At 43.2% G+C, this 14,039-nt stretch carries 8 protein-coding genes; all 8 read right to left on the bottom strand.

Translation table 11 applies throughout. The features are described from left to right. Positions 1-4 precede the first annotated feature (4 nt). The gene (gene rplC, locus D9T12_RS01840) at positions 5-640 is read right to left on the bottom strand and encodes a 50S ribosomal protein L3 (RefSeq protein ID WP_130536574.1); all 636 of its coding nucleotides are present in this window, start codon (positions 638-640) and stop codon (positions 5-7) included. 62 nt (positions 641-702) lie between these two features. Further along, on the bottom strand, positions 703-1,014 hold the full coding sequence (rpsJ, locus tag D9T12_RS01835) for a 30S ribosomal protein S10 (RefSeq protein WP_029910554.1): 312 nt from the start codon (positions 1,012-1,014) through the stop codon (positions 703-705). Between the two features lie 199 nt (positions 1,015-1,213). Further along, on the bottom strand, positions 1,214-2,398 hold the full coding sequence (gene tuf, locus D9T12_RS01830; protein WP_130536562.1) for an elongation factor Tu: 1,185 nt from the start codon (positions 2,396-2,398) through the stop codon (positions 1,214-1,216). A 60-nt stretch (positions 2,399-2,458) separates the two neighbouring features. Beyond that, entirely contained in the window at positions 2,459-4,570 is a 2,112-nt protein-coding gene (fusA, locus tag D9T12_RS01825) for an elongation factor G (RefSeq protein WP_130536573.1), read from the bottom strand. Between the two features lie 66 nt (positions 4,571-4,636). Further along, complete coding sequence (gene rpsG / locus D9T12_RS01820; protein WP_130536572.1) at positions 4,637-5,110, bottom strand: 30S ribosomal protein S7; 474 nt, start codon at positions 5,108-5,110, stop codon at positions 4,637-4,639. Between the two features lie 81 nt (positions 5,111-5,191). After that, positions 5,192-5,563: a 30S ribosomal protein S12 gene (rpsL, locus tag D9T12_RS01815; RefSeq protein ID WP_130536571.1), complete on the bottom strand. Its 372-nt coding sequence runs from the start codon at positions 5,561-5,563 to the stop codon at positions 5,192-5,194. A 141-nt stretch (positions 5,564-5,704) separates the two neighbouring features. Further along, positions 5,705-9,946: a DNA-directed RNA polymerase subunit beta' gene (rpoC, locus tag D9T12_RS01810; RefSeq protein WP_130536570.1), complete on the bottom strand. Its 4,242-nt coding sequence runs from the start codon at positions 9,944-9,946 to the stop codon at positions 5,705-5,707. Further along, a complete protein-coding gene (gene rpoB, locus D9T12_RS01805; protein ID WP_130536569.1) occupies positions 9,946-14,004 on the bottom strand; it encodes a DNA-directed RNA polymerase subunit beta in 4,059 nt (1,352 codons plus the stop codon). The genes rpoC and rpoB overlap by 1 nt, the downstream gene beginning before the upstream one ends. Between the last annotated feature and the right edge of the window lie 35 nt (positions 14,005-14,039).

Raw genomic sequence — 14,039 nt, 5'->3', positions numbered from 1 at the left:
CACCTTACTTCACAGCTTTACGAACAATGACAGTACTGTTTTTAGCGCCAGGAACTGCACCACGGATCAACAATAGTCCGTTTTCTGCATCAACTTTTACTAAATCTAAGTTCTGTGTTGTTTGACGAACGTTACCCATGTGACCGGACATTTTCTTACCTTTGAAAACGCGACCAGGAGTTTGGTTTTGACCAATTGAACCGTTCGAACGGTGAGAGATAGAGTTACCGTGTGTAGCATCTTGCATACTGAAATTGTGACGCTTAATACCACCCTGGAAACCTTTACCTTTTGTAGTTCCAGTTACATCAACCACTGTGATATCGTTAAAACGCTCCACAGAAATTTCTGAACCTACTTCTAGACCTTCAAGATCCGCTTCTTCAGCACGGAATTCCCAAAGACCACGACCTGCTTCAACACCCGCTTTAGCGAAGTGACCAGCTGCAGGCTTGCTTACACGCCCAGCGTGAACTTTACCTGTGGTAACTTGAATAGCAGAATAACCATCAGTGTCAACTGTTTTGATTTGAGTAATCAAATTCGGCTCGACTTCTACCACTGTTACTGGAGTAGAAACACCGTCATCGTTGAAAACACGAGTCATTCCGATTTTTTTACCAATGATACCAATAGACATATCATTACCTCATTATTATAAATTGCTCATCATTACGATTGATGATTGAGCCACAAAATTGCTTAACGCAATTCTAATTGAACATCTACACCAGCTGCCAAATCTAGCTTCATTAATGCATCAACTGTCTTATCAGTTGGATCAACGATATCTAGTAGACGCTTGTGAGTACGAATTTCATACTGATCACGAGCATCTTTATTGACGTGTGGAGAGATCAAAACTGTGAAACGCTCTTTGCGTGTTGGCATAGGGATCGGACCACGAACCTGTGCACCAGTACGCTTAGCAGTTTCCGTAATTTCACGTGCAGACTGATCAATCAATCGGTGATCGAACGCCTTTAAGCGAATACGAATATTTTGAGTCGCCATAATCATTTCTCTTAGGTTAAAAGCAAGAAAAACACCCCGAAATCAACAAGATAAATTAAGGGGTACAAACCAAGGTTGCGGATTATACCAACCTTTTCTTTTTAAAACAACACCTTATTTACCGGCCGGTAAAAACAAAAAAGGGAGCCAAACTAAATGCTTGACTCCCTTTTTCTAGTAGCTGTTTAAATTTTCGAGATTAGTCGATAATTTTCGCAACAACACCCGCACCAACTGTACGACCACCTTCACGGATAGCGAAACGTAGACCGTCTGCCATTGCGATTGGGTTGATCAACTCTACAGTCATTTGTACGTTATCACCAGGCATTACCATTTCTGTTCCTGCTGGTAGTTCACACGCACCAGTTACATCCGTTGTACGGAAGTAGAACTGTGGACGGTAACCGTTGAAGAATGGAGTGTGACGTCCACCTTCATCTTTTGATAGTACGTATACTTCAGCTTCAAACTTAGTGTGTGGAGTAACTGTACCTTTGTGCGCTAGTACTTGACCACGCTCAATGTCTTCACGCTTCGTACCACGTAGTAGGATTCCTACGTTATCACCTGCTTCACCTTGATCAAGCAGTTTACGGAACATTTCAACACCCGTTACTGTTGTTGTTTGAGTATCACGGATACCAACGATCTCGATCTCTTCACCAACCTTAACAACACCTGTTTCAACACGACCTGTTGCTACCGTTCCACGACCTTGGATTGAGAAGATATCTTCTACAGGCATTAGGAATGGCTTGTCAGTTTCACGAGTTGGCTCTGGAATGTAAGTATCTAGAGCTTCAACTAGTTCACCGATCTTCTCAACGTATGCTGCGTCACCTTCGATTGCTTTTAGAGCTGAACCGATGATTACTGGCGTATCGTCACCTGGGAATTCGTACTCGTCTAGTAGCTCACGAACTTCCATTTCTACTAGTTCTAGTAGCTCTTCATCGTCAACCATATCCGCTTTGTTTAGGAATACGACGATGTAAGGAACACCAACCTGACGTGAAAGTAGGATGTGCTCACGAGTCTGTGGCATCGGGCCATCTGCTGCTGAACATACTAGAATCGCACCGTCCATCTGTGCAGCACCTGTGATCATGTTTTTAACATAGTCAGCGTGCCCTGGGCAGTCTACGTGTGCATAGTGACGTGTTTCTGATTCATACTCAACGTGTGCTGTTGAGATTGTGATACCACGCTCACGCTCTTCTGGAGCGTTATCGATGTTTGCGTAATCTTTTACATCACCACCAAATTTCGCACCCTGTACGATAGTTAGTGCCGCAGTTAGAGTCGTTTTACCATGGTCAACGTGACCGATAGTACCTACGTTAACGTGTGGTTTGGAACGTTCAAACTTTTCCTTAGCCATTTTCAATACCTTTGCTAGTGGGCGCAAGGCGCCCAATTAAAGTTAAAAAGTTAAATTAAATTATTCGCCTTTCTTCGAAGCAGCGATGATTTCATCAGAAACATTCTTAGGTGCTTCAGCGTATTTCAAGAATTCCATACTGTAAGAAGCACGACCTTGAGTCAAAGAACGCATTTGGTTTGAATAACCAAACATTTCTGAAAGTGGTACTTCAGCCTTAACAGATTTACCAGTAGGAATATCATCCATTGCGTTGACAATACCACGACGACGGTTAAGGTCACCGATGATATCACCCATGTACTCTTCTGGAGTAACAACCTCTACTTTCATCATTGGCTCAAGAAGAACCGCTCCGGCTTCCGCCGTACCGTTCTTGATACCCATTCCAGCAGCAACTTGGAAAGCCATCTCGTTTGAGTCAACATCGTGGTAAGAACCATCAATTAGCTCAACTTCAACATCAACCATTGGGAAGCCAGCGATAACACCAGCTTCAAGCTGTTGTTTAGCACCCTTCTCAACTGCACCGATGTATTCGCGAGGAACCGCACCACCCACAATCGAGTTGATGAAATTGAAATTATCTTTCTCTGAATCTTCAGGAAGTGGACGAATCTTGAATACAACGTGACCATACTGACCACGACCACCAGACTGACGTACAAACTTACCTTGACACTCAACTTCTTGACGAATTGTTTCACGGTAAGAAACCTGAGGTGCACCAATATTCGCTTCCACTTTGAATTCACGCTTCATACGATCAACTAGGATATCAAGGTGAAGCTCACCCATACCAGAGATGATTGTTTGGTTTGTTTCTTCATCAGTGTGAACACGGAAAGATGGATCTTCTGCTGCTAGTTTACCTAGTGCAATACCCATTTTCTCTTGGTCAGCTTTTGTCTTAGGTTCGATTGCAATCGAGATAACTGGCTCTGGGAATTCCATACGCTCAAGGATAACTGGATTATCCATATCACATAGAGTATCACCGGTTGTTGTATCTTTAAGTCCAACCGCACAAGCGATATCACCAGCACGAACTTCTTTGATTTCTTCACGAGAGTTCGAGTGCATTTGAAGAATACGACCAACACGCTCACGCTTCTGCTTAACAGTATTCATAACTGGAGAACCAGCTTCTAGAACACCTGAATAAACACGGAAGAATGTTAAAGTACCAACATATGGGTCAGTCATTACTTTAAATGCTAGAGCCGCAAATGGTTCATCATCTGTAGAGTGACGCTCAACAGCCGTACCGTCATCAAGTTCACCCTTGATTGCAGGAACATCAGTCGGTGCTGGCATAAGCTCAATAACACCATCTAGAAGCGTCTGAACACCTTTGTTTTTGAAAGATGAACCGCAGAACATTGGTACGATTTCAACATCGATACAACGCTGACGGATACCTGCTTTAATATCTTCTTCAGACAAATCATCTTCTTCTAGGTACTTATCCATCAACTCTTCAGAAGCTTCAGCAGCAGTTTCAACTAGGTTTTCACGCCATTCTTGACACTCATCCATCATTTCAGCTGGGATATCTTCATAGGTATAAGCCATACCCATGTTTTCTTCTTCCCAGTAGATCGCTTTCATCTTAACCAGATCAACAACACCACGAAAAGTCTCTTCAGCACCGATTGGAAGTTGCATAGGAACTGCATTTGCAGCAAGGCGATCTTTAACCATCTGACAAACATTTAGGAAGTTTGCACCTGCACGGTCCATTTTGTTGACGTAACCCATACGAGGTACGCCGTACTTATCTGCTTGACGCCATACAGTCTCAGACTGAGGCTCAACACCAGATACAGAACAGAAACAAGTCACAGCACCATCAAGAACACGTAGAGAACGCTCTACCTCGATTGTGAAGTCAACGTGTCCCGGAGTGTCGATGATATTGATACGGTGCTCAGGGAATTGACGAGCCATACCAGACCAGAAACAGGTTGTCGCAGCGGAAGTAATGGTAATACCACGCTCCTGCTCTTGCTCCATCCAGTCCATGGTAGCGCCACCGTCATGTGTTTCACCGACCTTATGAGAAACACCTGTGTAGTACAGGATTCGTTCAGTGGTGGTTGTTTTACCCGCATCAATGTGGGCCATAATCCCAATGTTGCGGTATCTATTTAGAGGGGTTTTACGTGCCACTTTAAATAACCTTTAAGTTTAAGCCAAAAATAAAGGCCCTGTAAAAGGGCCTCCATTAGTAGATGATTACCAACGGAAATGAGAGAAGGCTTTGTTTGCTTCTGCCATTCTGTGGGTATCTTCTTTCTTCTTGATAGCCGCACCGCGACCTTCAAGTGCATCACCAAGCTCACCCGCTAGACGAAGCATCATGCCTTTTTCGCTACGCTTACGAGCTGCATCAACAACCCAACGCATCGCTAGAGCAATTTTACGCTCTGCACGAACTTCAACTGGTACTTGGTAAGTGGCACCACCAACACGGCGAGATTTAACCTCAACCATTGGACCAACTGCTTCCAATGCTTCGCGAAGCAATGCAGCGTGTTCGCCACCTTTTTTACGGTCAACTAGAATATCTAGTGCATCGTAAACAATTTTTTCAGCCACGGCTTTCTTACCGCTGACCATGATCATGTTAACGAACTTTGTTAACGTTGTATCTCCAAACTTCGGATCAGGTAGCACCTGACGTTTTGGAATTTCTCTTCTTCTTGCCATTCTTAACTCTTCCGGTATAAATGTAACACTAAAATTGCGAGCGTATGTTAAGGGATTGTTAAACCAACTGGTTTATAACAATTACTTAGGACGCTTCGCACCGTACTTAGAACGACCTTGTTTACGATCAGCAACACCGGCACAGTCAAGTGCACCGCGAACTGTGTGATATCGCACACCAGGTAAATCTTTAACACGACCACCACGGATAAGAATAACCGAGTGCTCTTGTAGGTTGTGACCTTCACCACCAATGTAGGAAGCCACTTCGTAACCATTCGTTAAACGTACACGCGCAACTTTACGCAGAGCAGAGTTTGGCTTTTTAGGGGTTGTTGTATAAACACGCGTACAAACACCACGACGCTGAGGACATGCCTGAAGCGCTGCAACGTTAGAAACTTTACGCTTATCTTTACGCGGCTTACGCACCAACTGGTTAATAGTAGCCATTAAATTTCTCCAAATTTGAGATTAACTCTTACACATAAACGAAGTTGTAGGCCAAAAATAGCTGACCTACGCATAAGGAAATCGGATTTTAAAGATGTGAATTTAGTATGTCAAGCACTAACTACTTGAAATCCCTAAAAATTACATATCACCTTCAGGTGCCGATTCCATCACCTCTACCAATTCCTCAGAAATTACTTCTTCAGCATTTTCTTCGGCACGCTCCATTTCCGCATCAGGATTCATGAACGCCTGCAATTCAACCTGCGTTCTTTCCTGCGCTTCACGACGCGCTTTATGGTAGGCAAAACCTGTACCGGCCGGTATTAAACGACCGACAATAACATTTTCTTTCAGACCAACTAATGTATCACGCTTACCTGAAACCGCAGCTTCAGTAAGTACACGAGTGGTTTCTTGGAAAGAAGCCGCTGAAATAAATGATTCAGTTGCAAGCGATGCTTTAGTGATACCCAATAATACGCGCTCATAAGTTGCTTGCATCTTACCTTCTTCTTCCATCTTCTCATTCAGAGTTAAGACAGTTGAATATTCTGCTTGCTCACCTCGAATAAGCCCAGTATCTCCAGCATTCTTAATTTCAACTTTGCGCAACATTTGACGAACAATTGTTTCAATGTGCTTATCGTTGATCTTAACACCTTGCAAACGATATACATCCTGTACTTCGTCAACGATGTACTCTGCAAGCTTCTCAATACCTTGTAGACGCAAAATGTCATGTGGATTTGGGCTACCTTCAACAACGATATCACCCTTTTCAACACGCTCACCTTCAAAAACGCTAACTGTACGCCATTTCGGAATCAACGCTTCATAGACTTCACCTGAATCCTGAGTAATCATCAGACGCTGCTTACCTTTAGTCTCTTTACCGAATCCGATAACACCTGTTACTTCAGCCATAATAGAAGGCTCTTTTGGCTGACGAGCTTCGAATAGATCAGCAACACGAGGTAGACCCCCGGTAATATCTTTGTTCTTCGATGAAGCTTGAGGAATACGCGCTAAGGTATCACCTCGACCAATTTGTACATTCGCTTGAACGTCAACAATTGAGTTTTCTGGCAAGTAGTACATTGCTGGCGTCTGAGTACCAGGGAAACAAACTGCTTCACCCGATGCATCAACAAGTTCGATATATGGACGAACTTCTTTAGAAGTTGAAGTACGTTCTTTTGCATCTTTAACAACATAACTGCTCAAACCAGTCATCTCATCCGTACGTTCTTCAACCGTACCTTCAAAGTTACCGAAACGAACAATACCTTCCGCTTCTGTAATGATTGGATGCGTATGAGGATCCCAAGATGCCAAAATACCTCCGGCTGCAATTGAGCCACCATCTGCAACATTCAAAACGGAACCATAACCAATTTTGTAACGTTCTTGTTCGCGACCATCTGCATCCATAACTGAAATTTCACCCGAACGTGACGAGACAACGATGCCACCCTCAGAATTCGTTAGAGTTTTCACATTGTAGTATTTGACCGAACCATCGTGCTTCACTTCAATTTGTGACTGTGCCGCAGAACCAGAAGCTGTACCACCGATATGGAAGGTACGCATGGTCAGCTGAGTACCAGGCTCACCAATCGACTGAGCTGCCATAACACCAACTGCCTCACCCATATTAACAAGGTGACCACGCGCTAGATCACGACCATAACACTTCTTACAGATACCAAATCGAGTATCACATGTCATTGGAGAACGAACGAACACATGATCAATACCGTTGTTATCAATCATTTCAGCCAAGTTCTCATCAATTAATGCACCGGCCGGTATTAAAAGTGTACCATCAGCCTTAACAACATCACGGTTTGTAACACGACCTAAAACACGATCTTTAAGGGTTTCAACGATATCACCACCCTCAACATGAGCGGTCATACGTACACCCGCATCTGTTCCACAATCTTCTTCTGTCACAACAACGTCTTGAGCAACATCCACTAATCGACGGGTTAAGTAACCAGAGTTTGCCGTTTTCAGAGCTGTATCCGCTAGACCTTTACGAGCACCGTGAGTTGAGATGAAGTACTGAAGTACGTTCAGACCTTCACGGAAGTTTGCAGTAATCGGAGTTTCGATAATCGAACCATCCGGTTTTGCCATAAGCCCACGCATACCACCTAACTGACGCATCTGAGCTACGCTACCACGAGCTCCAGAATCGGCCATCATATAAACCGAGTTAAAAGACGTTTGCTCAACATCTTTACCCTCTTTATCCTGAACCGTTTCAGTTTGAAGCTCGGCCATCATCGACTTAGTAACCAGCTCATTAGTATGCGACCAAATATCTACAACCTTGTTGTAACGCTCACCTTCAGTAACCAAACCTTGTGAGAATTGATTTTGGATTTCAGCGACTTTTTCGTCTGCTTGCGCAATCAATTCCGCTTTTTCATCTGGAATCAACATATCGTCTGAACAGAAAGATAAACCAGCAAGTGTTGACCATTTAAAACCGGCATACATCAGCTGATCAGCAAAAATAACTGTTTCTTTAGGGCCTAAGTTACGGTAACACTCGTTCAACAACTTAGAAATATTCTTCTTCGTCAAATTCGTATTGATTAAATCGTAACTCAATCCTTCAGGCAAGATTCGTGACAAGATTGCACGGCCAGCAGTAGTGTCTACGACACGAGTTGACTCAGTTGCATTCCCTTCATCATCAATTGAAACTTCTTTATGTTTCAACTTGATTCGCGTATGCAAATGAACAATATTTGCTGTCAATGCACGCTCAACTTCAGCCCAGCTGGAGAAAGCCATGCCTTCACCCTGCATATTTACCGCTTCACGCGAAATATAGTAAAGACCCAATACAACATCCTGAGAAGGAACGATAATTGGATCACCATTAGCAGGTGAAAGTAGGTTGTTGGTCGACATCATCAAAGTACGCGCTTCAAGCTGCGCTTCTAATGACAACGGAACGTGAACCGCCATCTGATCACCATCGAAGTCAGCGTTAAATGCTGAACACACCAATGGGTGTAAGTTAATCGCCTTACCTTCAATCAACACTGGTTCAAACGCTTGAATACCCAAACGGTGAAGTGTTGGTGCACGGTTTAGAAGAACTGGATGCTCACGGATAACTTCATCTAATACATCCCATACTTCCGGCAAACCAAGCTCAACCATTTTCTTAGCTGACTTGATAGTTGGCGCCATACCGCGTTTTTGTAGCTTTGAGAAGATAAATGGCTTAAACAGTTCCAATGCCATTTTCTTCGGTAGACCACATTGGTGAAGACGCAATGTTGGTCCAACAACGATGACCGAACGACCTGAATAGTCAACACGCTTACCAAGAAGGTTTTGACGGAATCGACCCTGCTTACCTTTGATCATGTCAGCCAGTGATTTCAACTGACGCTTGTTGGTACCGGTTACTGCACGACCACGACGGCCATTATCTAGTAATGAGTCAACAGACTCTTGAAGCATACGCTTTTCATTACGACAGATAATATCTGGCGCCATCAAGTCTAATAGACGCTTCAAACGATTGTTACGGTTGATAACACGACGATATAGATCATTCAAATCAGAAGTTGCAAAGCGGCCACCATCCAGCGGCACTAATGGACGCAACTCTGGTGGCAATACTGGAAGTACATCCAATACCATCCACTCTGGCTTGTTACCAGATTGTAAGAATGCATCAATCAACTTTAAACGCTTAGAGAGCTTTTTCTGTTTCGTTTCCGAGTTGGTATTTTCCATCTCTGTACGAAGCTGCTCAGCTTCATAGGCAAGATCAATACCTTGCAGCATTTTCTTGATGGCTTCTGCACCCATTTGTGCTTCAAACTCATCACCATGCTCATCTAATGCATCCAGATACTCTTCTTCAGAAAGCAACTGCCAAGGCTCAAGTGGAGTTAAACCAGGATCAGTCACCATGAACGCTTCAAAATAAAGAACCGCTTCAATTTCTTTCAAAGTCATGTCTAGCATCAAGCCGATACGAGACGGTAATGATTTCAAGAACCAAATGTGTGCAACAGACGTTGCAAGATCAATGTGACCCATACGCTCACGACGTACTTTTGATTGAGTGACCTCAACCCCACATTTTTCACAGATGACACCACGGTGTTTCAGACGCTTGTATTTACCACACAAACATTCAAAGTCACGGATTGGCCCAAAAATCTTGGCACAGAATAGACCGTCACGCTCAGGCTTGAATGTACGATAGTTAATCGTCTCAGGCTTTTTAACTTCGCCATATGACCAAGAACGAATTTTTTCAGGTGAAGCAAGTGATACTTTAATTGCATCAAAATCACTACTTACGTTTTGTTTCTTTAGAAAACCAATTAAATCTTTCATTAATCTTGCTCCAACTCAATATCAATACCTAGTGCACGAATCTCTTTACGAAGTACGCTGAATGATTCAGGCATACCAGGCTCCATATATTCGTTACCATCGACAATGTTCTTATACATACGAGTACGACCATTCAAGTCATCTGACTTAACTGTCAACATCTCTTGAAGAGTAAAGGCTGCACCATAAGCTTCAAGTGCCCATACCTCCATCTCACCGAAACGCTGACCACCAAACTGAGCTTTACCACCCAACGGTTGCTGAGTAACCAGCGAGTAAGGACCTGTTGAACGCGCGTGCATTTTATCGTCAACCAAATGGTTCAACTTCAAGTAGTACATGTACCCAACTGTTACCGGTCGGTCAAATTTCTCACCCGTCAGACCATCATACAATGTCATTTGACCAGACTCTGGCAGATCGGCCAGACGTAATAGCGCCTTAATCTGACCTTCAGAAGCACCATCAAATACAGGTGAAGCCAACGGAACACCTTTACGTAAATTTCCTGCAAGCTCAATCACTTCATCGTCAGAGAAGCTATCTAGATCAACACTTTGTCCTTGAGTCTCGTTATAAATCTTGCCAAGGAAAGTACGCATTTCCGCTAGATCTTTCTGCTCTTGAATCATAGTATTGATTTTCTGACCAAGGCCTTCAGCAGCCAAGCCCAAGTGAACTTCCAAAATCTGACCAACGTTCATACGTGACGGTACACCTAGAGGGTTTAGACAGATATCAACTGGACGACCCGTTTCATCGTATGGCATATCTTCTACTGGCGCGATACGCGAGATAACACCTTTGTTACCGTGACGACCGGCCATCTTGTCACCTGGCTGGATACGACGCTTGATCGCGACGTAAACCTTAACCATTTTCGAAACACCAGGAGCTAGCTCATCACCCTGAGTCAGCTTCTTACGCTTCTCTTCATAAGCTTCATCAAATGACTTACGTTTAGCTTTAAGCGCTGCTTCAGTCGCTTCTATATATTGCATTGCATCAGCATCATCAATGTTTAAACCAAACCAACGATTTGTCGGAACACTTTCAAGGAATGCATCATCAATTTTCGTACCATCAACCAAGTTCTTACCACTGATTACTTGGCGAACACGTGCATAAGTATCTTCTTCAAGAATATGGTACTGCTCATTGATATCTTTACGAATTTTCGCAAGCTCTTCATCTTGAATTTCAATCGCACGCGCATCTTTCTCTACGCCTTCACGAGTAAAGACCTGAACATCGATAACAGTCCCTTCAACCCCCTTAGTTACACGTAAAGAAGTATCTTTAACATCTGAAGCTTTTTCACCAAAGATTGCACGTAGTAACTTTTCTTCAGGCGTTAGCTGAGTTTCACCTTTTGGAGTGACCTTACCAACCAGAATATCGCCTTGCTTAACTTCAGCACCGATTTGAACGATACCGCACTCATCAAGACGGCCTAGTGCTGATTCAGAAACGTTTGGAATATCTGCAGTGATTTCTTCAGGCCCAAGTTTGGTATCACGAGCTAAACACGTCAATTCTTCAATATGAATCGTTGTGTAGCGATCTTCTTGCACGACACGCTCTGAAACTAGGATTGAATCCTCGAAGTTGTAACCATTCCAAGGCATAAACGCGATACGCATGTTTTGCCCAAGTGCTAATTCACCTAGATCAGTAGATGGGCCATCAGCAAGTACATCACCGCGAGAAATCATATCGCCCGCTTTTACAATTGGCTTCTGATTAATACAAGTGTTTTGGTTTGAACGCTGATACTTAACAAGGTTATAGATATCAACACCCGACTCACCCTCTTGAACCTCGTCATTACTTACACGAACAACAATACGTGAAGCATCCGAGGACAGAACCTCACCGCCACGATCTGCAACAACCGTAACACCCGAGTCAATCGCTACCGTTTTCTCGATACCTGTACCAACAAGCGGTTTATCTGCACGCAGACATGGAACCGCTTGACGCTGCATGTTTGCACCCATTAAGGCACGGTTAGCATCATCATGCTCAAGGAACGGAATCAATGCCGCTGCAACCGAAACAATCTGCTTAGGTGAAACATCCATATAGTTGATATCGGATGACGCAGCCAAAGTAAATTCATTTTGATGACGAGCAGAAATAAGATTATCAATAAACTTTCCATCAGCATCTAGATTTGCTGATGCCTGAGCGATAACAAACTGCGCTTCATCAATTGCTGAAACGTATTCAATTTCATCCGTTACAACGCCATCGACTACCTTACGGTATGGAGTTTCCAAGAAACCGTATTCATTAGTTTTCGCATAAATAGCCAGTGTATTGATCAAACCGATGTTTGGCCCTTCAGGCGTTTCGATTGGGCAAACGCGACCATAGTGCGTCGGATGAACATCTCGAACCTCAAACCCTGCACGTTCACGAGTTAGACCACCTGGCCCAAGTGCGGAAACACGTCGCTTGTGAGTGACCTCAGAAAGCGGGTTAACTTGGTCCATAAATTGTGACAACTGCGATGAACCGAAAAACTCTTTAATCGCTGCAGAAACAGGTTTAGCATTAATTAAATCTTGTGGCATAAGACCATCAGATTCTGCCTGATTCAGTCGCTCTTTAACCGCACGCTCTACACGGACCAAACCAACTCGGAAAGCGTTTTCTGCCATTTCACCTACAGCACGAATACGGCGGTTACCAAGAGTATCAATATCATCAATTGTGCTTAGACCATTACGAATATTAATCAACTCACGGACAACATCAGTAATATCATCTTTTTCAAGAACTAATGAACCATCATTATTTTTACGCCCTAAACGACGGTTTAATTTCATACGACCCACAGAAGAAAGATCATAGCGAGCCTCGTCAAAGAACAAGCTAGAGAACAATGCTTCTGATGATTCTTTTGTCGGTGGTTCACCTGGGCGCATCATACGATAAATTTCAGTTTGAGCTTCTAACTGAGAAGTCGTTGTATCCAAGTTCAATGTATCTGAAATATAAGAACCATTTTCCAACTCATCGATAAACAGAATTCGAATTTCCGCACCTTTAATGCCTGAAATTTTTTGAATTGTTTCCGCAGTTAGAACTTCATTCGTACGGGCAACTAGCTCACCAGTTGATTGGTCCATAACACCAGACGCTAAGACTTTACCTAATAGGAATTCAGGCGTTACATCTGCCTTAGTGATATTGGCTTCTTTTAACTGTTTGATGGTACGGGCAGTGATTTTCTTACCTGTCTCAACAATCTTCTTACCATCGTGTTCAACATCAAAACCAGCTGTTTGACCTTTAAGTTGGTCATATTCAAGATTCAGAATAAATGAAGACGCTCCCACTTCCACTTTATTTGAAACAAAGAACTGCTCAAGAATTTCTTCGTTGTTATAACCCATTGCGCGAAGCAACACAGTTACAGGCAACTTACGGCGACGGTCAATACGAGTAAATAGACAATCATTATGGTCAAATTCGAAATCCAACCAAGAACCACGATAAGGAATAATACGGGCATTAAAAAGCAACTTACCAGATGAGTGTGACTTACCTTTATCACTGTCAAAGATGACACCTGGAGAACGGTGTAGCTGAGTCACGATAACACGCTCAGTACCGTTGATAACAAACGTTCCGTTATCCGTCATTAATGGAATATCACCCAAATAAACTTCTTGCTCTTTAACATCTTTAACAGGACGTTTACCGGCCGGTGCATCTTTATCAAACAACACCAAACGCATTTTCACACGTAAAGGTGCAGCATAAGTTACACCACGCTGCTTACATTCTTTGACATCAAATTCAGGTTGACCAATATAGTAATTCACATACTCAAGGTCTGCGGTACCGGCTACACCGTTTATTGGAAATACAGATTGGAATGCCGCATGCAAACCGATTGACTGTAGGTTTGCTGGTTTCTTATCCAATTGTAAAAAATCATGATAAGAACCCTTTTGCAAAGACAGCAAATAAGGAACTTCAAGAATTGATGGGCGTTCCGCAAAATTCTTACGGACGCGTTTCTTTTCAGTTAAAGAATAGGTCATCACTTACCTCAACGAAGTAGATTGTCTTGGATGTG

The organism is Thiomicrorhabdus indica, assembly GCF_004293625.1.
In the GTDB taxonomy this organism is placed as follows: domain Bacteria; phylum Pseudomonadota; class Gammaproteobacteria; order Thiomicrospirales; family Thiomicrospiraceae; genus Thiomicrorhabdus; species Thiomicrorhabdus indica.
This window is presented reverse-complemented; position numbering and strand designations above follow the sequence as displayed.